19 protein-coding genes, 1 tRNA gene and 1 pseudogene are annotated in these 22,168 nt (G+C 73.3%); 18 read left to right on the top strand and 3 right to left on the bottom strand.

Features of this window, described 5'->3' with window-relative positions:
• Nucleotides 1–25: 25 nt before the first annotated feature.
• Nucleotides 26–838 (bottom strand): HAD family hydrolase, encoded by an 813-nt coding sequence (locus EXE57_RS10250; RefSeq protein WP_135077205.1) that lies wholly within the window; start codon nucleotides 836–838, stop codon nucleotides 26–28.
• A gap of 131 nt (nucleotides 839–969) precedes the next feature.
• Between EXE57_RS10250 and ssd the strand changes: the two genes are divergently transcribed.
• The 7 genes and pseudogenes from ssd to EXE57_RS10215 all read left to right on the top strand — a co-directional run.
• The gene (ssd, locus tag EXE57_RS10245; protein WP_208542816.1) at nucleotides 970–2,016 is read left to right on the top strand and encodes a septum site-determining protein Ssd; all 1,047 of its coding nucleotides are present in this window, start codon (nucleotides 970–972) and stop codon (nucleotides 2,014–2,016) included.
• The gene (locus EXE57_RS10240) at nucleotides 2,013–3,167 is read left to right on the top strand and encodes a TadA family conjugal transfer-associated ATPase (protein ID WP_208542815.1); all 1,155 of its coding nucleotides are present in this window, start codon (nucleotides 2,013–2,015) and stop codon (nucleotides 3,165–3,167) included. The genes ssd and EXE57_RS10240 overlap by 4 nt, the downstream gene beginning before the upstream one ends.
• Nucleotides 3,164–3,937 carry a type II secretion system F family protein gene (locus EXE57_RS10235; RefSeq protein WP_135077203.1) on the top strand — a complete coding sequence of 258 codons (774 nt, stop codon included), beginning with the start codon at nucleotides 3,164–3,166 and terminating at the stop codon, nucleotides 3,935–3,937. Before EXE57_RS10240 ends, EXE57_RS10235 begins: the two co-directional genes overlap by 4 nt.
• Entirely contained in the window at nucleotides 3,934–4,644 is a 711-nt protein-coding gene (locus EXE57_RS10230; RefSeq protein ID WP_135077201.1) for a type II secretion system F family protein, read from the top strand. Before EXE57_RS10235 ends, EXE57_RS10230 begins: the two co-directional genes overlap by 4 nt.
• Before the next feature lie 148 nt (nucleotides 4,645–4,792).
• On the top strand, nucleotides 4,793–4,966 hold the full coding sequence (locus EXE57_RS10225; protein ID WP_135077199.1) for a DUF4244 domain-containing protein: 174 nt from the start codon (nucleotides 4,793–4,795) through the stop codon (nucleotides 4,964–4,966).
• A gap of 35 nt (nucleotides 4,967–5,001) precedes the next feature.
• Nucleotides 5,002–5,340 carry a TadE family type IV pilus minor pilin gene (locus EXE57_RS10220; protein WP_244246780.1) on the top strand — a complete coding sequence of 113 codons (339 nt, stop codon included), beginning with the start codon at nucleotides 5,002–5,004 and terminating at the stop codon, nucleotides 5,338–5,340.
• Nucleotides 5,337–5,618 (top strand): annotated as a pseudogene (locus EXE57_RS10215) (Rv3654c family TadE-like protein); the annotation flags it as partial. The gene EXE57_RS10220 and the pseudogene EXE57_RS10215, both read left to right, overlap by 4 nt.
• On the opposite strand, the gene EXE57_RS10210 reads toward EXE57_RS10215, so the two are convergent.
• Complete coding sequence (locus EXE57_RS10210) at nucleotides 5,617–8,001, bottom strand: DEAD/DEAH box helicase (RefSeq protein ID WP_244246779.1); 2,385 nt, start codon at nucleotides 7,999–8,001, stop codon at nucleotides 5,617–5,619. The pseudogene EXE57_RS10215 and the gene EXE57_RS10210 sit on opposite strands and share 2 nt — an antisense overlap.
• A gap of 124 nt (nucleotides 8,002–8,125) precedes the next feature.
• Between EXE57_RS10210 and EXE57_RS10205 the strand changes: the two genes are divergently transcribed.
• The 8 genes from EXE57_RS10205 to EXE57_RS10170 all read left to right on the top strand — a co-directional run bounded on the left by EXE57_RS10205 (nucleotide 8,126) and on the right by EXE57_RS10170 (nucleotide 19,629).
• Nucleotides 8,126–8,464: an anti-sigma factor antagonist gene (locus EXE57_RS10205; RefSeq protein WP_135077193.1), complete on the top strand. Its 339-nt coding sequence runs from the start codon at nucleotides 8,126–8,128 to the stop codon at nucleotides 8,462–8,464.
• Between the two features lie 125 nt (nucleotides 8,465–8,589).
• Nucleotides 8,590–10,986 (top strand): sodium-translocating pyrophosphatase, encoded by a 2,397-nt coding sequence (locus tag EXE57_RS10200; RefSeq protein WP_135077191.1) that lies wholly within the window; start codon nucleotides 8,590–8,592, stop codon nucleotides 10,984–10,986.
• Nucleotides 10,987–11,072: 86 nt separating this feature from the next.
• Nucleotides 11,073–12,536: a DUF7059 domain-containing protein gene (locus EXE57_RS10195; RefSeq protein ID WP_135077189.1), complete on the top strand. Its 1,464-nt coding sequence runs from the start codon at nucleotides 11,073–11,075 to the stop codon at nucleotides 12,534–12,536.
• Between the two features lie 145 nt (nucleotides 12,537–12,681).
• Nucleotides 12,682–15,369, top strand: a complete 2,688-nt coding sequence (gene topA / locus EXE57_RS10190; protein WP_135077187.1) for a type I DNA topoisomerase — start codon at nucleotides 12,682–12,684, stop codon at nucleotides 15,367–15,369.
• Nucleotides 15,366–16,268 (top strand): aldose epimerase family protein, encoded by a 903-nt coding sequence (locus tag EXE57_RS10185; protein ID WP_135077185.1) that lies wholly within the window; start codon nucleotides 15,366–15,368, stop codon nucleotides 16,266–16,268. The genes topA and EXE57_RS10185 overlap by 4 nt, the downstream gene beginning before the upstream one ends.
• Nucleotides 16,269–16,277: 9 nt before the next feature.
• A complete protein-coding gene (gene tmk, locus EXE57_RS10180; RefSeq protein WP_135077183.1) occupies nucleotides 16,278–16,922 on the top strand; it encodes a dTMP kinase in 645 nt (214 codons plus the stop codon).
• Entirely contained in the window at nucleotides 16,919–18,085 is a 1,167-nt protein-coding gene (locus tag EXE57_RS10175) for a DNA polymerase III subunit delta' (protein WP_135077181.1), read from the top strand. The genes tmk and EXE57_RS10175 overlap by 4 nt, the downstream gene beginning before the upstream one ends.
• Nucleotides 18,082–19,629 carry an alpha/beta hydrolase gene (locus EXE57_RS10170; RefSeq protein WP_135077179.1) on the top strand — a complete coding sequence of 516 codons (1,548 nt, stop codon included), beginning with the start codon at nucleotides 18,082–18,084 and terminating at the stop codon, nucleotides 19,627–19,629. Before EXE57_RS10175 ends, EXE57_RS10170 begins: the two co-directional genes overlap by 4 nt.
• Before the next feature lie 78 nt (nucleotides 19,630–19,707).
• Here EXE57_RS10170 and EXE57_RS10165 read toward each other — a convergent pair whose 3' ends face one another.
• On the bottom strand, nucleotides 19,708–20,634 hold the full coding sequence (locus tag EXE57_RS10165; RefSeq protein WP_135077177.1) for a LysR family transcriptional regulator: 927 nt from the start codon (nucleotides 20,632–20,634) through the stop codon (nucleotides 19,708–19,710).
• 104 nt (nucleotides 20,635–20,738) lie between these two features.
• Here EXE57_RS10165 and EXE57_RS10160 point away from each other — a divergent pair, with 104 nt between their 5' ends.
• The 3 genes from EXE57_RS10160 to EXE57_RS10150 all read left to right on the top strand — a co-directional run bounded on the left by EXE57_RS10160 (nucleotide 20,739) and on the right by EXE57_RS10150 (nucleotide 22,152).
• Nucleotides 20,739–20,918, top strand: coding sequence for a hypothetical protein (locus tag EXE57_RS10160; RefSeq protein WP_135077175.1), 180 nt, complete (start codon nucleotides 20,739–20,741; stop codon nucleotides 20,916–20,918).
• A gap of 90 nt (nucleotides 20,919–21,008) precedes the next feature.
• Nucleotides 21,009–21,084 (top strand) — tRNA-Thr (locus EXE57_RS10155).
• 396 nt (nucleotides 21,085–21,480) lie between these two features.
• Nucleotides 21,481–22,152 carry a hypothetical protein gene (locus tag EXE57_RS10150; protein ID WP_135077172.1) on the top strand — a complete coding sequence of 224 codons (672 nt, stop codon included), beginning with the start codon at nucleotides 21,481–21,483 and terminating at the stop codon, nucleotides 22,150–22,152.
• The last annotated feature ends 16 nt before the right edge of the window (nucleotides 22,153–22,168 follow it).

Here is a 22,168-nt window from a genome sequence, read left to right as displayed (position 1 = left end):
CACGGTGTGGGTCCCCGTGTGTCGTTCAGGCGCCGTCGCGGCGCCTGCGCGCGTTGCTCCAGAGCACCCCGCCGACGGCCAGTGCTCCGCCGACGGCGAGGGCGGCCAGGGTGGGCGTCCGGGGCGGCAGCGGCACCCGGGCGCGCAGCGCCACCGGCTTGTCGAAGACCAGCACCGGCCAGCCGCGTGAGGTGGCGATCCGCCGCAGCTCCTTGTCGGGGTTGACCGCGTGCGGGTGGCCCACCGCCTCCAGCATGTGGACGTCGGTGACCGAGTCGCTGTAGGCGTACGACGCCGCGAGGTCGTAGCCGACCGTGTCGGCGAGGTCCTGCAGGGCGCGCGCCTTCTCCTCGGCGTACGCGTAGTACTCGATCCCCCCGGTGTAGCGGCCCTCGGCGATCTCCATCCGGGTCGCCACGACGCGGTCCGCACCGAGCATCTCGCCGATCGGCTCGACCACCTCGGCGCCCGACGTCGACACGATCACGATGTCGCGGCCGGCCATGCGGTGCTCCTCGATGAGGCTCACCGCCTCGTCGAAGACCAGGGGGTCGACGATGTTGTGGAGCGTGTCGGCGACGATCTCGCGGACGGTCGCGACGTCCCAGCCGGCGCACAGCTGGGACATGAAGGCGCGCATCTTCTCCATCTGGTCGTGGTCCGCGCCGCCGACGAGGTAGACGAACTGGGCGTACGCCGACCGCAGCACCGCCCGGCGCGAGATCAGCCCGCCGGCCTGGAAGGGCTTGCTGAATGCCAGCGTGCTCGACTTGGCGATGATCGTCTTGTCGAGGTCGAAGAAGGCCGCCGTCGGGCCGGCGACTGCGGGCTGGGTCACGCGGCCATCGTAGGCAGGGCGGTGGCGGCGCGGCGCCACGAGTCGTCCACAGCACGGCCGGACGTCGCGTTCTCCACAGCTGGCGTCCCGGGCCGGGCCGCCCGGGGGAGCGGGCGGGCAGGGTGCCGTCCATGAGCGCACCGCTGCTGATCACCCGCGACCAGACCCTGCTCGACGAGCTGCTCCGGCTCGCCGCGGCCGCCGGTGTCACGCCGGTCGTCGCCCGCGACGGCGTGGCGGGTCTGGCCGGGTGGTCCGCAGCCCCTCTCGTCCTGGTCGGGCCCGACGTCGCGCCCGAGCTGGTCGAGCTGCGACCCCGACGTCGTGAGGGCGTGCACGTGGTCTCCTACGGGGGCTTCGCCGACGACCTGATGGGTCTGGCGCTGGCGCTCGGCGCCGAGAACGTCGGTGACCTGCCGGGCTCGGGAGAGTGGGTGGTCGAGCAGCTCACCGACCTCGGGGACGAGCGGCCCCGCCGCGCGTGGAGCGTCGCCGTCGTCGGCGGGGCCGGGGGAGCCGGGGCGACGACCTTCGCCGCTGCGCTGGGCCAGGTCGCGGCGCAGTCGGGTCCGACCCTGGTGGTCGACGCCGACCGGTGCGGGCCCGGCCTCGACCGGGTGCTCGGCATGGAGGGGCTCACAGGGGTCCGGTGGGACGAGCTGTGTCGGACCACCGGCCGGCTGGGAGCGGTCGCGCTGCGCGAGGGGGTGCCGCGGCAAGGGCCGCTCGGGGTGCTGAGCTTCTACGCCGGCTCGCAGCCTTCGCTGCCGTCGTTCGCCGTGCGCGAGGTGCTCTCCGCAGCCCAACGGGGACACGACACGGTCGTCGTCGACGTCCCGCGGGTGCGCGACGAGGCGCTCGACGAGGTGTTGGTCCGCTGCGACCGGGTCGTGGTCGTGACGCGACCGTCACTCTCCGGGCTGACCTCGACCGGGCGGGTCGTCGCGGGGCTCCCGGACCCCGGGCGGGCGGGGCTGGTGGTCCGCGGCTCGGGGCTCGACCTCGACGGGATCGGGCGGGTGCTGCCCTGCGCGGTTCTGGCCCGCATGGGCGACCAGCGCGGGCTGGGGGAGTCCGTGGACCTCGGCCTCGGACCGGTCCGCTCCCGGCGGGGTCCCCTGGGGCGCGCTGCCCGCGCGGTGCTCGACCTCGCGCCGGACCGGGAGCGGGCCGCGTGAGCGAGGCCCCGGCCGACCTGGTCGACCTGGTCCGCGACCGCCTCGCCCGCGACCCCGGCGCGCTCACCCCACACCGGGTCGCCGCGGCGCTGCGGGGGGCGGGCCGTCCGGTCGGCGACACGACCGTGCTGGCGGTCCACGAGACGCTGCGCCGCGACGTCGTCGGGGCGGGTCCGCTCGAGCCGCTGCTCCGGCTCCCGGGGGTGACCGACGTCCTGGTCAACGGTCCTGGCGAGGTGCACGTCGACCGGGGCGAGGGGCTGGAGCTGACCGACGTCCGGTTCGCCGACGACGAGGCGGTGCGGCGGCTGGCCCAGCGGCTGGCTGCGGCAGGCGGGCGTCGCCTCGACGACGCGACTCCCCACGTCGACGTGCGCCTGCCCGACGGGACGCGCTTCCATGCGGTGCTCGCGCCGGTGGCACGCCCCGGCACGGTGCTGTCGATGCGCGTCCCGAGCCGGGTCGCCCTCTCTCTCGACGACCTGCTGCGGCTCGGGACGGTGACTGCGGAGGGCGCCCGGCTGCTGCGGTCCCTGGTCGCGCGGCGGCTGGCCTTCCTGGTCTCCGGCGGCACCGGCGCGGGCAAGACCACGCTGCTGGCCAGCCTGCTGTCCCTCGTCGACCCGGCCGAGCGGCTCGTCGTCGTCGAGGATGCCAGCGAGCTGCGACCCGACCACCCGCACGTCGTCGGGTTGGAGGCGCGGCCGGCCAACATCGAAGGGGCCGGTGGGGTGACGGTGCAGGAGCTCGTACGCCAAGCGCTGCGGATGCGCCCCGACCGGCTGGTCGTCGGTGAGGTGCGCGACGCCTCCGTCACCGATCTGCTCGCGGCCCTCAACACCGGTCACGAGGGCGGTTGCGGCACCCTCCACGCCAACTCGGCGCTCGACGTCCCCGCCCGGGTGGAGGCCCTCGCGCTGGCGGCCGGGTGGGGTCGGGCGGCCACGCACAGTCAGCTGGCCTCGGCGCTGGACGCGGTGGTCCACGTCGGACGTCGGCGCGACGGGCGTCGCCTGCTCCGGCAGGTCGCGGTGCCCCGCCGCACGGCCGAGGGATGGGTGGTGCTCGAGGCCGCGGTGGAGTTCGACGACGACGGCGCGGCCAGCTACGGCCCCGCGGCCGACGCGCTGGCCCAGCGGCTGGCGCCGTGACCGGGGCGGTCCTCGCCGGCCTGGCGGCGGCCGGCACGGTCGCGCTGCTGCTGCGCCCCGGGGCGCGGATGCCCGGATCCGACGGAGCACGTCGCGGCCGGTGGTGGTGGTGGCTGCTGCCGCTCGCCGCCGGTGCGGCATCGGTCGCGGGATCGCCCACGGGTGCGGTGGTGGCGGTCATCGCCCTCGGGGTCGCGACGTCGGGGCGGGCGCTCCTCGCGGTGCGACGTCGCCGCCGCGAGGCCGCGGACACCGCCGACCGGGTGCTCGAGACCTGTGAGCTGCTCGCCTCCGAGCTCGTCGCCGGCCAGTCGCCGGTGGTCGCGCTCCGCCGGGCCGCCGAGGAGTGGCCAGCGCTCCGACCGGCCGCGGAGACGGGGGAGCTCGGGGGAGACCTGCCGATGGCGCTCCGTGACCTGGCGCAGCTGCCGGGGGCCGCGGACCTGCGCCTGGTCGGCGCGGCGTGGGCGGTCGCCCACCGGACCGGCGGTGGCCTCGCCGACGTCCTCGACCGGGTCGCCGACGCACTCCGGGCCCGCCGCGCGACCCGGAGGGTCGTCGAGTCCGAGCTCGCGTCCGCCAGGGCCACCGCCCGGCTGGTCGCGGTGCTGCCGGTGGCAGTGCTCGTGCTCGGCAGTGGTGACGCCACCTCGCCGTGGCGCTTCCTCCTCGGCAGCGCCCCGGGCCTGGCCTGCCTGGCGGCAGGGCTCGCCCTCGGTGTCGCCGGACTGTGGTGGATCGAGCGGATCGCCGACGAGGTGGCGGTGTGACAGCGTGGTTGGTCGGTGCGGTCGCCGGGCTCGCGGTCGCGCTCGCGCTGGCCCCCACTCCCCGCGCGCCCCACCGCGCGCCCGCTCCCGAGGCCGGAGACCCCGACTGGGTCCGTCGAGGGCGGTGGGTCTGGGCGGCGTCGGCGGGGCTCGCCTGCTGGACCTTCCGGCCCGGGTGGACGGGTCTGGTCCTGGGGGCGGTGGCCGCCGGTTTCGTCCACCGGCTCGCATCGACCGCCGAGCCGGCCTCCGGTCGTCGGGCGCGGGAGGCGCTCCGGGCCGATCTGCCCATCCTGGTGCTGCTGCTCGCCGCCTCGCTGCGAGCGGGTGCTACCCCGGGCGTCGGCGTCCGCCGCGCCTGCGCTGCGCTCCCCGGACCCGCGACCGACCGACTCGCGCCGGTCACCGACCGGCTTGCCCTCGGGGTCGACCCGGTCTCGGTGTGGGAGGAGGTGGCCCGTGATCCCGACCTCGCGATGCTGGGCCGGGCGATGTCCCGTGCCCAGCGGTCGGGTGCTTCCGTGGCCACCGGCGTCGAGCGGCTCGCCGAGGAGCTGGCTGCCTCCGGCCGGGCCGAGACCGAGGACCGTGCCCGGGCGGTCGGGGTCAAGGCCGCCGTACCTCTCGGCCTGTGCCTGCTCCCCTCCTTCCTGCTGCTCGGGATCGTGCCGATGGTGGCATCGCTCGTGGCGGGACTGCGGCTGTGACGTGCCTGCCGGATGCCGCGAATCGCTCACAGGCCGGCGTCCCGCAGGGCTCTCCACAGCCGCCGTCCGGGTGGTCGCGGTCATCCACCCGGCCGACGAGAGTCGAGGTCGGGGCCGCACGGGGCGGGCCCACGAGAGGAGGCACGACATGGACAAGCGCACATGGGCCGAGGACGGCATCACGACGGCCGAGTACGCGGTGGGAACTGCGGCGGGGGCCGGTCTGGCGGGGCTGCTCTACCAGCTGCTCACCGGAGGCTTCGGGGACCAGATGCTCCGCACCCTGTTCGACCACGTGCTGGGCCTGTTGGGCATCGGATGAGTGGTCGCGCGGCCGGGGGCCGGGAGCGGGGAGCGGTGACGGCCGAGCTGGCGCTCGGCCTGCCGCTCCTGCTCTCCCTGACGCTCGGGCTGGTGTGGCTGCTCGCCGCGGGGGCCGCACAGATCCGGGTGGTCGACGGTGCCCGTGAGACCGCCCGCGCCGTGGCCCGGGGCGATGCCGAGTCGGCCGCGGTCGGGCGCGGCGCCACGGTGGCCGGTCCCGGGAGCGAGGTCGCGGTGGCCTCGCGCGACGGTGAGGTCGCGGTGACGGTGACCCGTGACTTCGACGGACCGGGTGGGCTGCTGTCGGCGCTGCCCGCGATCGAGCTGCGGGCGGTTGCGGTCGCGGCCAGCGAGCCCGGGCAGGAGCCGTGAGCCGGCGGCGGGGGGAGGCGGGGGCGGCGACCGTGCTGGTGGTCGCCTTCCTCGGCGTCCTGCTCTTCACCGGGTCCGCGCTCGGCGTGGTGGCCGCGCTCTTCCGCGACCACCGCGCCGCGCAGGCCGCTGCCGACCTTGCGGCCCTGGCCGGGGCGGGGGCGCTCCAGCAGGGTGGCGACGCGTGTGCGGCGGCAGGCCCGATCGCCGAGGCCAACGGGGCGGCGCTCGTCGGCTGCACGGTCGAGGGGACCGACGTGGTGGTGCGGACCGAGGTCAGCGGCCCCCGCTGGCTCGGCCAGTCGGGGGATCTCCAGGGGACGGCCCGGGCGGGGCCGGCGCATGCTCGAGCAGCACGTCGAGCAGCGCCGCGGCGCCGGCCTTGTCGAGCGGGTGGTTCTGGTTGCCGCACTTCGGCGACTGGACGCAGGAGGGGCAGCCCTCCGGGCAGCCGCAGTCGCGGATCGCGTCCCGGGTGGCGCCGAGCCAGCCCGCTGCGGCCTCGTAGCCCCGCTCCGCGAAGCCGGCGCCTCCGGGGTGCCCGTCGTAGACGAAGACGGTGAGCCGGTCGGTGTCCGGGTGCAGCGCGGTCGAGACCCCGCCGATGTCCCAGCGGTCGCACGTGGCGAAGAGGGGGAGCAACCCGATCGAGCAGTGCTCGGCGGCGTGCGCGGCCCCCGGGAGGTCGGCGGGATCGATCCCTGACTCCCCGAGCACGTGGTCGGGGACGCTCCACCACACCGCGGTCGTCCTCAGCGCCCGCTCCGGCAGGTCGAGCGGCTCCTCGCCGATGACCTCACCGGAGGGCCGGCGCCTGAGGAAGGAGACCACCTGGTGCGTCACCTGCACCTCGCCGATCGACAGCCGGCAGCTGCCCCACGGGGTGTGCTGCCGCTCGGCGAGGATCGAGATCGAGGTCGTCTCCCGGGCCGAGGTGGAGTAGTCGGGATCGGCCCGACGCATCACCGCGACGTGCTCCTCGAGGTCGAGCTCGTCCACCACCCAGGTCTCGCCCCGGTGCAGGTAGACCGCACCGGTGTGAGCGGTGGCGTGCGAGCGCGAGGAGTCGACCGTACCGATCACCCGCCCGGTGTCCGCCTCGAGGAGCTGCACGGCGGGGCCGCCGGTCGAGCGGATGTCGGCGAGGTCGGCGGCGCGGCGGGCGTCGGTCCAGAACCAGCCCCTGCTCCGCCGGCGCAGCAGGCCGGCGCCGACGAGGTCCTCCACGACGGCGAGGCTGGTCGGCCCGAAGGTCGGCAGGTCCGCCTCGGTGAGCGGCAGCTCCTGGGCGGCGGCGCACAGGTGGGGCCCGAGGACGTACGGGTTGTCGGTGTCGAAGACGGTGGCCTCCACGGGCTGCGCGACCAGCGCCTCCGGATGGTGCACCAGATAGGTGTCCAGCGGGTCGTCCCGGGCGACCAGCACGCCGAGCGCGTCACCGGCACCCCGACCGGCCCGTCCGAGCTGCTGCCACAGCCCGGACCGGGTGCCGGGGTAGCCCGCCATCAGCACCGCGTCGAGTCCGCTCACGTCGATCCCCAGCTCCAGGGCGCTGGTCGCGGCAAGACCCAGAAGCTGACCGGCGCGGAGCCGCTCCTCCAGGTCGCGTCGCTCCTCGGGCAGGTAGCCCCCCCGGTAGGCCGCGACCCGTGACGGCAACGTGGCATCCACCTCGGCCAGCGCGTCGGCGGCCGTCAGCGCCAGCTGTTCGGCTCCGCGCCGCGAGCGCACGAACGCCAACGTCCGTACGCCGTCGACGACCAGGTCCGTGAGCAGGTCGGCCGCCTCGGCTCCGGCCGAGCGTCGCACCGGGGCGCCGTTCTCCCCCGTGAAGGAGGTGAACGGGGGCTCCCAGAATGCGAGTGCCACCCGGCCCCGGGGTGAGGCGTCCTCGGTGACCGCCACCACCGGCAGCCCGGTCAGCCTCCCGGCGGTCGCGGCGGGGTCGGCCATCGTGGCGGAGGCCAGCACGAAGGTGGGGTCCGCCCCGTAGCGGGCGGACACCCGTCGCAGCCGCCGCAGCACCTGCGCGACGTGCGCCCCGAAGACCCCGCGGTAGTGGTGGGCCTCGTCGACCACGACGTAGCGCAGCGACCCGAAGAACCGCGCCCACCGCTGGTGGCCGGGGAGCATGGACCGGTGGAGCATGTCGGGGTTGGTGAGCACGTACTCCCCGTGGTCGCGGGCCCAGTCGCGCAGCTCCCGGCTGCTGTCCCCGTCGTGCGTCGTGACCCGGGTGTCGACGCCCAGCCCCCGCAGGCCCGCCCACTGGTCCTGGGCCAGCGCCTTGGTCGGGGCGACGTAGAGCACCGTGGCGCCGCGCTCCCCGCGGGCACCCCGTGACGCGTGCACCGCGGCAAGTGCCGGAACCTGGAAGGCCAGCGACTTGCCGGAGGCCGTCCCGGTCGAGACCACCACGTGGCGGCCCGCGTGGGCGTGCTCCGCAGCCTCCACCTGGTGACGCCACGGGGTGCTGATGCCGCGGGCCGCGTACCCCTCCCGGAGCGCTGCCGGGACCCATCCCGGCCACGGCGCCGGAGTCGCCTCCCGGGGAGGCAGCACCTCGAGGTGGGTGAGCCGGTCGGCCCTGTCGAGGGGTGCCGTCAGCCGGTCCACGAGGTCGGAGACCGGTCGGCTCCGGTCGTCGCGGGATGGTGGCACCCGGGCAGTGTGGCAAACACGCCACGGGGTGGGGTGGCGTGGTTTGATGGGTTCACCAGATCGACGCGATCGACGCGTGGCCGAGGTGCTCCGACGCCACGCCGGTCCGAGGGAGAAAGCACACGTGGACCTGACCCTGACCACGCGCCAGGCAGACGGCAAGACCATCGTCTCCGTCGGTGGAGAGATCGACGTCTACACCGCCCCCAAGCTGCGCGACAAGATCAGCGAGCTGGTCGCGACCGGCTCCTACGACCTCGTCGTGGACATGCAGGCAGTCGAGTTCCTCGACTCCACCGGCTTGGGCGTGCTCGTGGGCGGGCTGAAGAAGGTGCGCGCCCACGACGGCTCGCTGCGCCTGGTCTGCAACCAGGACCGGCTGCTCAAGATCTTCCGCATCACCGGCCTCGCGAAGGTGTTCGTGATCCACGAGACGGCCGACGACGCGCTCGCCGCGAGCTGAGCCGTTTCCCCTGGGGCGCCGAGGGAAAAGTGTGGCGCCACTCACACCGGGGTGCTGCCGGACCCTGACGTCTGCGTAGACTCCGCGACGTTCATGAGACTTGAGTCACTCCCAGGAGGAACCACATGGCCGGGATCCATCCCGCTGTCGTGAGCGTCTCCGGTGGCAACCTCGTCCTGGTCCTCCTCGTCCTCCTGATCTCGCTCGGCGCGCTCGGGATGGCCTGGAAGTTCCGCCAGGAAGTGCTTGCTGCCGGTGAAGGCACCGACAACATGAAGAACATCGCGCTGGCCGTGCAGGAGGGGGCCAACGCCTACCTGCAGCGGCAGTTCCGGACGCTCGGCATCTTCGCCGCGATCGCGTTCGTGCTGCTGCTCGCCCTGCCGGCCGACGACGTGGTGATCCGGATCTTCCGGTCGGTGTTCTTCCTGGTGGGTGCGGGCTTCTCGGCCGCCATCGGGTACCTCGGCATGTCGCTCGCCGTCCGGGCCAACCTCCGCGTCGCCGCGGCCGCCAACGAGCAGGGCCGCGACCCCGCGATGAACATCGGCTTCCGCACCGGCGCCTTCGTCGGCATGGCCACGGTGGGCCTGGGCCTGCTGGGCGCCAGCGTCGTGGTGCTGCTCTTCCAGGACGACTCGCCCGAGGTCCTCGAGGGCTTCGGCTTCGGCGCCGCGCTGCTCGCCATGTTCATGCGCGTCGGCGGCGGCATCTTCACCAAGGCCGCCGACGTCGGTGCCGACCTGGTCGGCAAGGTCGAGAACAACATCCCCGAGGACGACCCGCGCAACGCCGCGACCATCGCCGACAACGTCGGCGACAACGTGGGCGACTGCGCCGGCATGGCGGCCGACCTCTTCGAGTCGTACGCCGTCACGCTGGTGGCCGCGCTGATCCTCGGCTCGCAGGCGTTCGGCGACGCGGGTCTCGTCTTCCCGCTGCTGATCCCCGCGATCGGTGCCCTCTCGGCCGTGGGTGGCGTCTACCTCACCAAGCCTCGCCAGGGGGAGAGCGGCCTCAAGACGATCAACCGTGCCTTCTACATCTCCGCCGCGGTCGGTGCCGTGGCCTCGGCGATCGTCGCGTTCATCTACCTGCCGACCGACTTCGCCGACCTCGAGGGCGTGCCCGCAGGCGGGAGCCCGCTCGACTCGGCCTTCGGCTACAGCGCCGCCTCGGGCAACCCCGCCCTGATCGCCGCCCTCGCGGTCGTGATCGGGGTGGTGCTCGCGGCCGGGATCCTCGCCCTGACCGGCTACTTCACCGGCACGGAGTTCAAGCCGGTCAAGGACGTCGGCCGCACCTCCATCACCGGCCCGGCGACCGTGATCCTCTCCGGGCTCGCGGTCGGGTTCGAGTCGGCGGTCTACACCACGCTCGTGATCAGCGCGGCGGTCTTCGGGGCGTTCCTGCTCGGTGCGGGCTCGCTCTCGATCGCCCTGTTCGCCGTGGCGCTGGCCGGCTGCGGTCTGCTCACCACCGTGGGCGTGATCGTCGCGATGGACACCTTTGGTCCCGTCTCCGACAACGCGCAGGGCATCGCGGAGATGTCCGGCGACGTCAGCCCCGAGGGCGCACAGATCCTCACCGAGCTCGACGCCGTCGGCAACACCACCAAGGCGATCACCAAGGGCATCGCGATCGCCACGGCCGTGCTCGCGGCGAGCGCGCTGTTCGGCTCCTACATCGGGACCGCGATCGACAGCCTGCTCGAGGCGAACCTCACCGACGACGACACGTTCAGCTTCTTCGTGTTCAGCCCCGACGTGCTCGTCGGCCTGCTGATCGGCGTCTCGGTGGTGTTCCTCTTCTCGGGCCTCGCCATCAACGCCGTCGGGCGCGCCGCCGGTGCCGTGGTGATGGAGGTGCGCCGCCAGTTCCGGGAGATCCCGGGGATCATGGAGGGCACCGGTCGCCCCGAGTACGGCAAGGTCGTCGACATCGTCACCAAGGACTCGCTGCGCGAGCTGGCGACACCCGGCATCCTGGCCATCCTGTCGCCGATCGCGGTCGGCTTCGGCCTCGGCATCGGTGCGCTCGCGGGCTTCCTCGCGGGAGCGATCGGCTCCGGCACCCTGATGGCGGTCTTCCTCGCCAACGCGGGCGGCGCCTGGGACAACGCCAAGAAGCTCGTCGAGGACGGCCACCACGGCGGCAAGGGATCGCCCGCCCACGAGGCGACGATCATCGGAGACACCGTCGGTGACCCGTTCAAGGACACCGCCGGTCCGGCGATCAACCCGCTGATCAAGGTGATGAACCTGGTCTCCCTGCTCATCGTCGGCGCGGTGGTCAGCCTGACCCTCGGCACGGACGCCAACCGGCCGCTGTCCGTGGTCATCGCGCTCGTCGCCACGGGCGGCATCGTGGCCGCGGTCGTGGTGTCCAAGCGTCGGTCGACCGTGATCGGCGAGGACGACCCGGGCACCCCGGCACCGCCGGCACCGCCCGCGCCGGCCGCCGACCCGGAGCCGGCCCCGACGCAGCAGTTCGAGCCGACCCCCGGTCCTCACCAACCGTAGGTCACCCGCAGCCACACCACCTCGACCCCGTCCGGTACGCCGGACGGGGTCGAGGTGCGTCCGGGGGCCGGTGCGAGGATCCTCAGGTGGACGCCACCCGCCTGCGCCAGGCCCTCGCCGCTGCCGACTTCACCCACGACGGGGTGCTCGACCTGCTCGGGAGCCGGGCCCACCAGGCCCTCGCGCGCAACGAGACGACGCCCGCGCTCCGGCGTACGACGGACGGCTCGGCGCTCGCCACCCTGACCAGGTTGTTCGTGCTGCAGGCTCCGGTGGACGCCGGCGCGGCCGACCGGGCCCTCCCCGGGCTGGTCGCGGAGCTGGCGTCGGAGTCGGTCCTCGAGAGCAGCGGCGGCGAGGTGCGGGCGCTCGTTGACTGCCGGCCGTACGCCGCCGACGACCGCGACCTGTGGGTGCTCAGCGACCTCACCCCCGGCCTCGACGGCGGTCCCAACCGGGTCGCGTCCGACCACGTCCTCGGCATCAGTCCCGCGTCCACCTCGCTGGCCCTGCTGACGATCCGCGAGCCGGTCGGGAGCGCCCTCGACCTCGGCACCGGCTGCGGGGTCCAGGCGCTCCACCTGGCCGGCCACAGCGACCGGGTCGTGGCCACCGACGTCAACCGGCGTGCGCTGTGGCTGGCCCGGCTCGGCTGCGAGCTCAACGAGGTCGGTCGGGTCGACCTGCGCGAGGGCTCCCTCTTCGAGCCCGTGGCCGGGGAGCGCTTCGACCTGGTCACGACCAACCCACCGTTCGTGATCTCGCCACCGGGCGGGGAGCAGCTGGTCTACCGCGACAGCGGCCTGCCCGGTGACCAGGTCGTCGAGCAGATCGTGCGGTCCGCACCTGCGCACCTCACCGACGGGGGCTGGTGCCAGGTGCTGGCCAACTGGGCGGTGCTCGAGGGCCAGCCGTGGGACGAGCGGCTCGCGGGCTGGATCGACGACGACTGCTCGGCGCTGGTGGTGCAGCGGGAGGTGCTCGACCCCGGCGAGTACGTCGAGCTGTGGCTCAAGGACGCCGGCCGTCACGGCGCCCCGGACTACGTCGAGCGCTACGACGCGTGGCTCGGCTGGCTCGAGGACCAGGCCGTCGAAGGCATCGGCTTCGGGTGGATCAACGTCCGCAGCACGCCCGGCCCGCGGACCTTCCTCGACTGGCCGTACGCCGTCGAGCAGCCGATCGCACCCGAGATCGCGGGCTGGGGCGCCCGGAGCAGCCACCGGGTCGCCCTCGCGGACCGGCTCGTCCGGCGCGAGGACGTGCTGCAGGAGACGACCGGCATCCCGGGTGCTGAGGACCCCGAGACGATCGTGCTGCGCCAGCAGCGCGGCCTGCGCCGCGCCCGGCGGGCCGACACGGTCGAGGCGGCCCTGGTCGGGGCGTGCGACGGCGACCTCACCGTCGGCCAGATCCTCGGCGCGCTCGGCAGCCTGCTCGACCGCGATGCCGACGAGCTCGCGACGGCGTACCTCCCCGTGGCCGGGGAGCTCGTCGCGGAGGGGTTCCTCACGACGGCGGGGGCGGGCGACGCCGCCCGGGACGTGTAGGCCGGAGCACCGCGACGTGGCCGGATCTGTGGACGGAAACCGGCGGGGGAGCCGGCCGACTGGACACCACGCGCTACCGTGATCGGCCGTGAGGCACCGTGAGGTGTCCCACCCATCGAAGCCAGGACGCAGGAGAAGCACCCACGTGGCACACAAGCTCGTCATCGTCGAGTCCCCGGCGAAGGCCCGCACCATCGGCGGGTACCTCGGCCGGGACTACGTCGTCGAGTCCTCCATCGGCCACATCCGCGACCTCCCGAACAGCGCGGCCGACACCCCGACCAAGATCAAGGACCAGCCGTGGGGGCGGCTCGCGGTGGACGTCGACCACGGCTTCGAGCCCTACTACGTCGTGCCGCGCGACAAGAAGGCCCACATCGCGAAGCTCAAGAAGCTCCTCAAGGACGCCGACGAGCTCTACCTCGCCACCGACGAGGACCGCGAGGGCGAGGCCATCGCGTGGCACCTTCTCGACGAGCTGAAGCCCGGGAAGGACGTCCCGGTCAAGCGGATGGTCTTCCACGAGATCACCAAGCAGGCGATCCTCGAGGCGGCCGACAACCCGCGGGAGCTGGCGATGGACCTCGTCGAGGCCCAGGAGACCCGCCGCATCCTGGACCGGCTCTACGGCTACGAGGTCTCGCCCGTGCTGTGGAAGAAGGTCATGAGCGGCCTCTCCGCCGGCCGCGTGCAGTCGGTCGCCACCCGTCTGGTCGTCGACCGCGAGCAGGAGCGGATGAAGTTCCGCGTCGCGTCCTACTGGGACCTCGACGGCACCTTCGACGCCGGGTCCGGCCACGACCCGCGGATCTTCCCCGCCAAGCTCTACAGCGTCGACGACGTCCGGGTCGCCCGCGGCTCCGACTTCGGCAACGACGGCGAGCTGTCCAAGCGCGATCGGGTCCACCTGACCCGCGCCGACGCCGAGTCGCTGGCCGGCGCGCTGGCGGACACGACGTACGCCGTGAGGTCGGTGGAGTCCAAGCCCTACACCCGCAAGCCCTACGCGCCGTTCCGCACCACCACCCTCCAGCAGGAGGCGTCCCGCAAGCTCGGCATGAGCTCCTCGGTCACCATGTCGGTGGCGCAGCGGCTCTACGAGAACGGCTTCATCACCTACATGCGCACCGACTCGACGACGCTGTCGGGCGGGGCGGTGCAGGCGGCCCGCACCCAGGTCCGCGAGCTCTACGGCGCCGACTACGTCCCCGACCAGCCGCGGGTCTACGCCAGCAAGGTCAAGAACGCCCAGGAAGCGCACGAGGCGATCCGCCCGGCGGGCGAGAGCTTCCGCACCCCCGCGCAGACCGGCCTGAGCGGGGACCAGTTCCGCCTCTACGAGCTGATCTGGATGCGCACCGTCGCCTCGCAGATGAAGGACGCCCGCGGTGAGTCCGTGACGATCCGGCTCGGCGGCGCCGCGGCCGACGGTCGCGACGTGGTCTTCTCCTCGAGCGGTCGCACGATCACCTTCCACGGCTTCCTCCGGGCCTACGTCGAGGACACCGACGACACCTCGAAGCGACGCGACGACGTCGAGACCCGGCTCCCGGCGCTCGCCGAGGGCGAGGCGGTCAGCGCCGCGTCGGTGACCCCGGAGGGGCACGAGACGAAGCCGCCGGCGCGCTACACCGAGGCGACGCTGATCAAGGAGCTCGAGGAGCGCGAGATCGGGCGGCCGTCGACTTACGCCTCGATCATCGGGACCATCCTCAACCGGGGCTACGTCTACAAGAAGGGCACCGCGCTGGTGCCGGCCTGGCTCGCGTTCTCCGTGACCCGGCTGCTGGTCGAGCACTTCCCGCGACAGATCTCCTACGAGTTCACGGCACGGATGGAGGACGTCCTCGACGACATCGCAGGCGGACGGCGCGACCGCAACACCGAGCTGGCCGAGTTCTACTTCGGGTCCGGTGACGTCGAGGGGCTTAAGACGCTGGTCAACGAGCTCGGCGACATCGACGCCCGCGAGCTCGCGACGTTCCGGGTCGGCGACCGCGAGGAGGGCATCAACCTGCGGGTCGGCCGCTACGGCCCCTACCTCGAGGGCGACGAGGACGGCCCGTTCGCGGGCAAGCGCGCCAACGTGCCCGACGACCTGCCCCCCGACGAGCTGTCGGTGGCGAAGGCGCGCGAGCTGTTCGCCAACCCCGCGGGCGAGGAGATCGAGCTGGGCCAGCACCCCGAGACGGGGCTGCGGGTGGTCGCCAAGAACGGCCGGTACGGCCCCTACGTCACCGAGCAGCTGCCCGAGGACGCGCCCAAGAAGGACCGGCCGCGCACCGGCTCGCTCTTCAAGTCGATGAGCCTCGACACGATCACGCTCGAGGACGCCGTCAAGCTGTTGTCGCTGCCGCGGGTCGTCGGCGAGGACGCCGACGGCGTGGAGATCACCGCCCAGAACGGTCGCTACGGGCCGTACCTCAAGAAGGGCACCGACTCCCGCTCGATCGACTCCGAGGAGAAGCTGCTCTCGATCACGCTCGACGAGGCGCTGGCGATCTACGCCCAGCCCAAGCAGCGCGGTCGGGCGGCCGCCCAGGCGCCGCTCAAGGAGCTCGGCAACGACCCGGTCTCGGGTCAGCCGGTGGTCGTGAAGTCGGGCCGGTTCGGCGAGTACGTCACCGACGGCGAGTACAACGCCACCCTGCGCAAGGACGACTCCGTCGAGGACCTCACCCTGGAGCGGGCCGCCGAGCTGCTGGCCGACCGGCGTGCGCGGGGTCCGGCGAAGAAGGCGGCCAAGAAGGGCGCCAAGAAGGCCCCGGCCAAGAAGACCGCCAAGAAGTCCACGGCGAAGAAGGCCACGAAGAAGGTCGCGAAGAAGTCGTGACCACGGCCGGGTCCCTCCGGCTCGGAGGTGGCGAGGGCGAGCTCGAGGTCGGACTCGCGCTGCTGGGCGCTCGGCTGACGTCGGTGCGCGTGCCCTGGGGCGAGCGGCGCCGCGAGGTGACTGTCGGCATCGGCGCCGACGCCGACTACCTGGTCTCCGAGGCCTACCAGGGTGCCAGCGTCGGGCGGTACGCCAACCGGATCGGCCACGGCGACCTGCCGCTCGACGGGGCCAGCCACCGGCTGCCGACCAACGACCGCGGCCACACCCTCCACGGCGGCCCCGAGGGGTTCGACAGGAGGAGCTGGTCGCTCGTCGAGCACGACCGGTGCCGGGCGGTGCTGGAGCTGGTCAGCCCGGACGGCGACCAGGGCTTCCCCGGCACCCTCCGGGTCCGCGCGGCGTGGGAGGTGTCCGGACCGACGCTGCGGACGACGTACGAGGCGGTCACCGACGCCCCGACGGTCGTGAGCCTCAGCAGCCACCCCTACTTCCGGCTGGCCGACGAGGTCGACCGGCACCTGCTCCGGGTCGACGCCGACCGCTACCTTCCGACCGACGACACCGGCCTGCCCACGGGCTCGGCCGCGGTGGCGGGCTCGGCGTACGACCTCCGGGCGCCGACGCCGGTCGACCCCGGCCTCGACCACTGCTGGGTGCTCCGCGGAGAGGGGATGCGGACCGTCGCCGAGCTGGAGGGCGGCGGCCTCCTGCTCTCGCTCGCGACCGACCAGCCCGGCCTCCAGGTGTACGCCGGCGGCGGCCGGGTCGCGGGCGTCGCGCTCGAGCCGCAGCACCTGCCGGACGCCCCGCACCACCCGGAGTGGCCCTCGCCCGTGCTGCGGCCCGGTGGGACCTACCGGTGGTGTTCGGAGATCTCCGTCGGGCCCCGCCCGTAGGGTGATCCCGTGACCGACGGGACCTTCACCGACACCGGGGTCTTCGTGTGCTTCGAGGGCGGCGAGGGCGCCGGCAAGTCCACGCAGTCCCGGCTGCTGGCGGCCTGGCTGCAGGAGCAGGGCTGTGCGGTCCGGCTGACCTTCGAACCCGGCGACACCCCGGTCGGCAAGCAGCTCCGCGGGATCGTGCTCGACCCCGCGACCGGCGACCTGTCCCCCCGCACCGAGGCCCTCCTCTACGCCGCCGACAAGGCCGAGCACGTCGACACCCTCGTGCTGCCCGCCCTGCGCCGCGGCGAGGTCGTCATCACCGACCGTTACGTCGACTCCTCGCTCGCCTACCAGGGCGCCGGCCGGGTGCTCGACGTCGGCGAGGTGACCTCGCTGCAGCGCTGGGCGACCGGCGACCTGCGTCCCCACCTGACGGTCGTCCTCGACGTGGCTCCCGAGCAGGGCCTGGGTCGCTTCGAGGGTCGGGACCGGATCGAGGCGGAGTCCGTCGACTTCCACGAGCGCGCGCGGCAGGCCTTCCTCGGGTTCGCTGCCGCCGACCACGACCACTACCTCGTGCTCGACGCCCGCCTCCCCGTCGACGAGATCGCCGCCGCGGTGCGCGAGCGCGTCGCCCCGCTGCTCGGGCAGGCGGCCCGATGACCACCACGGCGACGGCCACGGTGTGGGACGACCTCGTCGGGCAGCACCGGGTCGTCGAGGCGCTGCGGACGGCCGTCGCCGGGCGCGGCATGTCCCACGCCTGGCTCTTCACCGGTCCACCGGGCTCCGGGCGCTCCAACGCGGCGGTCGCGTTCGCGGCCGCGCTCCAGTGCGAGGACGGTGGCTGCGGGAGCTGCCACGAGTGCCGCACGGTGCTCAAGGGCTCCCACGCCGACGTCACCATGGTGCGCACCGAGAAGCTCTCGATCGGGGTCGACGAGGTCCGTGACCTGGTGCGTCGCTCCGCGCTCGCGCCGGTGGGCAGGCGCTGGCAGATCATGGTCGTCGAGGACGCCGACCGGTTGACCGAGCAGGCCTGCAACGCCCTGCTCAAGGCGATCGAGGAACCCACCGACCGGACCGTGTGGATGCTGTGCGCGCCCACCGTCGAGGACGTGCTGCCGACGATCCGGTCCCGCAGCAGGCTGGTCTCGCTGACCACGCCGACCCCCCGAGACGTGGCCGACTTCCTGGTCCGGGTCGACGGCGTCGACACCGAGCTGGCGGCGTACGCCGCTCGCGCCAGCCAGGGCCACATCGGGCGCGCCCGGGCGCTCGCCCGGGACGAGGACGTACGGACCCGCCGCGAGACCGTGGTCGCCATCCCGGCCTCGCTCACCTCGCTCGGTGCCTGCATGCGGGCGGCCACCGAGCTCACCGAGACGGCCAAGGCCGAGGCCGAGGCGATCACCGACGCGCTCGACGCGCGGGAGCGTCGCGACCTCGCGGAGGCCTACGGCGTGGTCGAGCGCGGCCGCCGTCCGCGCGAGTACGCCCCGGCACTCTCGGCCATGGAGAAGAGCCAGAAGACCCGCGCCAAGCGTCGCCACCTCGACGTGGTCGACCGGAGCCTGATGGACCTGGTCTCGGTCTACCGCGACGCGATCGCGATCGCCGCCGGCGCTCCCGGCGAGCTGGTAAACGAGGGCCGGCGGGCCGAGATCGCACAGCTGGCCGCGTCGTCGAGCGCCGAGCTCAACCTGCGTCGCATCGGCTGGATCTTCGAGGCCCGCGAGCAGATGCTCGAGTTCAACGTGCCCGTGCTGCTGGCGCTGGAGTCGATGATGGTGGCCCTGCGGCTGCCCGACGGGGCGCGACGGTGAGGCGGCTGGTCGCCGTGGTCCTCGTGATCGCGCTCGTGGGGGCCGGCGTGGGGATCGCGGTCGGGACGATCTTCGGCGGCTCCGGCGGCGCGGACCCCGACGCCGACCGGCCCACCCGGGCGGCGGTCCCCGAGCCCGGGTCCGCGAAGGCGCCCAGTCGCAACCTGGGGGAGTACTACGGGCAGCGGCTCGACTGGTCCCCCTGCGGCGACCACGAGTGCGCCCGGCTGACGGTGCCGCTCGACTACGACAGGCCGCGCGGTCGCACCCTCGAGCTCGCCGTGCTGCGCGTCCCCGCGCAGGGGGAGCGGCAGGGGTCGCTGGTCGTCAACCCGGGAGGCCCGGGCGCACCCGGCACCACGTACGCCGCCGCAGGCACCCGGGCGTTCCGGCAGCCCCTCCTCGACGCCTTCGACATCGTGGGCTTCGACCCTCGCGGGACGGGGGCCAGCTCGCCCGTCGACTGCGTCTCCGACGAGCAGCTCGACACCTACCTCGCCGCCGATCCCTCGCCCGACGACCCGGCGGAGGAGGAGACGTTCGTCGACCTGGTCGAGGCCTTCGGTCGGGGATGCGTCGACGACGACGCCGCCCTGGCCGCCCACGTGTCGACGATCGAGGCCGCCCGCGACATGGACGTGCTGCGCTCGGCGCTCGGCCACCGCCGCCTCGACTACTTCGGAGCCTCCTACGGCACCAAGCTCGGCGCCACCTACGCCGAGCTCTTCCCCTCGCAGGTCGGCCACTTCGTGCTCGACGGCGCGGTCGACGTCTCGCTCCCCTCGCGGGAGCTGAGCCTGGGCCAGGCCGGGGGCTTCGAGACCGCGCTGCGCGCGTACGTCGGCAACTGCGTCGAGACCGTCGACTCGTGCTTCCTCGGCGACTCCGTCGACGAGGGGCTGCAGCGGATCCAGGACTTCCTCGACGAGGTGGAGGCCTCGCCGCTGCCGACGGCGGGGGACCGCGAGCTCGCGGTCGGCAACGCCTTCTACGGCATCGTCGCGCCCCTCTACGTCCGCGACTACTGGCCGATCCTGAGCAGTGCCCTCCGGGCGGGCCTCGGCGGTGACGGGACCGGGCTCCTGCAGCTTGCCGACCTCTACTCCTCCCGCGGCCCCGACGGCTTCACCGACAACAGCAGCGAGGCGATGATCGCGATCAACTGCCTCGACGACCCGTACGCCATCTCCGCCGACGAGGTCGATGCCGAGCTGCCCGCCTTCCAGGAGGTCTCGCCCACCTTCGGCGACGTCTTCGCGTGGGGGCTGGTGGGGTGCTCCGGGCAGGTCGCGGAGACGACCGAGGAGCCGCTCGACATCGACGGCGCGGGGGCGGCGCCGATCCTGGTGATCGGGACGACCCGTGACCCCGCCACCCCCTACGCCTGGGCCGAGGCGCTGGCCGACCAGCTCGAGTCCGGGGTCCTGGTCAGCCGTGACGGTGACGGTCACACCGGCTACAACTCCGACAACGCGTGCGTGGACCAGGTCGTGGAGTTCTACCTGGTCGACGGCACCGTCCCCGAGGACGGCCTGTCCTGCTGACCGGGCAGTTGAAGCCACCCAGGACCCGCTGAGCGGGCAGTTCAGTACGCCGCGGGGTCGCCCACCGGGCACCCCCGGTCAGCGTGGGTTGATCGGCTCGGCGATCGACTGGATCCGCCGGGTCGCGAGGTCGATCATCAGGGTGGCCGCGGGGGAGAGGGTTGCTCCGGCGCGGTGCACGATCGCCAGGGTGTCGAACTGGCGGGGGCGCAGGGCGACCAGCCCGGCGGTGGGCGCCAGCCGGGGGAGCAGCTGCTCGGCGGCACCCCGTGGGATCACCGAGTCGGCCATCCCCATCCCGACCAGCTCGACCGCGGTCTCGACGTCCTCCACCTCGATCCGGGTCTGCGGGTTGCGGCCGGTCTCGTGGAGCATCTGACGCAGGATGATCCGCGTCGAGTCGTCGGCGCGCCACGTGGTCTCGGGCATGACCAGAGACGCAGCAGCCAACCGTTGCGGGGTGACCGGCGTCTCGAGCCGGGTGGGGTCGGCGCTGATGTAGACCAGCTCGTCGCGCGCCACCGGGGTGACGGCCATTCCCTCGCTCGACACCTGCGGCACCGCGATCATGGCCGCCTCGAGCCGGCCGCGGCGCAGCTCGTCCTGCACGTCGGAGGAGTTCTGGCCGATCAGCTCGACCCGGACGCCCGGGTACTGCCGGAGCACGTCGGCGACCAGGCCCGCGCCGGCGTACAGCCGGGCGGTCCCGAACATGCCGAAACGGATGGTGCCGGTCTCGAGGGCCATCACGCTCCGGGCGGCGCGGCGGGCCTCCTCCGCGGCGGCGAGCGTCCGCTCGGCGTGCGGCCGGAGCGTGTCGGCGACGGTGGTCGGCACCACGCCGCGGCCGACCCTGCGGAAGAGCTGGGCGCCGATCGACTTCTCCAGGGCCCGGATCTGCTCGGAGACCGAGGGCTGGGCGTAGCCGAGCTCCGCGGCGGCCGCGGTCAACGAGCCGTGCTCGTACGTCGTCAGGAAGCAGCGCAGCTGGTGCAACGAGAACATATAGGCATCTCCTTGGGATCCTGCAGCAAAGACAGGCTACCCCTATGCCTTGACTGGCTCCAGAATGGAGTCATCCGACGATCGAGACTTCCAGGGGAGGACCCGTGTTCACTCACCACTGCACCGCCTGCAACCGCCGCCAGCTGATCCTCCCGAGCCAGGTCACCCGGCTCGACAACACCCACCGTGGCATCGACGTGACGTTCACCTGCTGGTGCGGGAGCGAGCAGTCGCTCCTCACCGGCCGGGCGGCCCAGCAGCCGCGCGCCACCCTCGTCGCCTGAGGTCGGGGGGACGACGTCCCTCGGTTTCGCCGACGAGCGCGCGGCTCCGTATACTCACCCGCGTTGCCCGGGCTCCGACCCGGGCAGCGCGCCGCCTTAGCTCAGTCGGTAGAGCGATTCACTCGTAATGAATAGGTCGTCGGTTCGATTCCGACAGGCGGCTCCATGTCCGGCCCCTGACCTGCAGTGATGCAGATCGGGGGCGTTCCGGCTTCCGTGCGGCGTCGGCGCCGCCGACGGGGGACGGTCACCGGTTGGAAGGGCGCTGACGCCGGAGGTCAGTGGGAGGCGGCCAGCAGCGCGGGCTGCTCACGGAAGATCTCGTGGTCCGCAGCGATCTCAACGATGGGGGCGCCCACGGACGCTGCCATCACCGGTTGGGCCTCCGGCGGCACGAGGGTGTCGGCGGTGGGCAGGACAGGGCGATCAGGATGGGGAGCCGGCAGCGGTTGCGGACCGGCGCTGCGGGCGTGCCGCGAGCGGATCGGGCACTGTTGACGCATCCTGCAGGCGGTCGCTACCTTCCAATGAGGGGCAGCGCAGCACCGCCCCGGGGGAAGTCATGAGCGATCAGGACGCGAACGAGAAGCGACAGGACCCGCGGGTCGGACACCTCCGTCCCGATCCGGGCGAGCCGGCGATCCGGACCCGTTCGCTCGACGGGCTGTGGGGCGACAGCGACCGTCCCGGGTTCGCGCGGCTGTACCTCACGCGCGACTTGAGCATCTACGCCGAGTTCCGCGTCGGGGACGTCCTCGTGACCAAGGAGATCCCCGAGGAACGGGGGCCGTTCGTCGGCGAGAAGTCCACCCACATCGAGTTGCCCAGCGACGCCAACGTGGACATCACGCACTCGCGCCTGGCTGGGGACATCGACGAGTTCGACCTCGACATCCGGCTCGGCGCTCGCACGCGCTTCGCGTCGGTGGGCTATGCCTCTTCGGGACCCAACGAGTGCACCAAGGCCGAGGACGACACCGACTTCCCGTGCGGGCACACCTGCGACCCCTTCCTGTGCAAGACCTTCATCGGGCCAGGCGGGGGACGATGTCCGGATGGTGGTGGTCCTCGGGGCGGCAGCGACGACTGCACCGCAACCTGCGCTACCTGTGAGACCTGTGAGACTCAGTGCGTGCCGTGCTACTCGGACTACGGCCACACAGCGTGCGGTACCTGCTACACCGACCCGGGACAGACCGAGTGTGGCGGATGCAATCGATACCGCCGGCGCTGAGCTGCACAGTCGGGCC

Origin of the sequence: Nocardioides euryhalodurans, from assembly GCF_004564375.1 — a bacterium.
GTDB classification, from domain to species: Bacteria; Actinomycetota; Actinomycetes; order Propionibacteriales; family Nocardioidaceae; genus Nocardioides; species Nocardioides euryhalodurans.
Note: the sequence above shows the minus strand (reverse complement) of the source record. Positions and strands in the feature narration are given on the sequence as shown.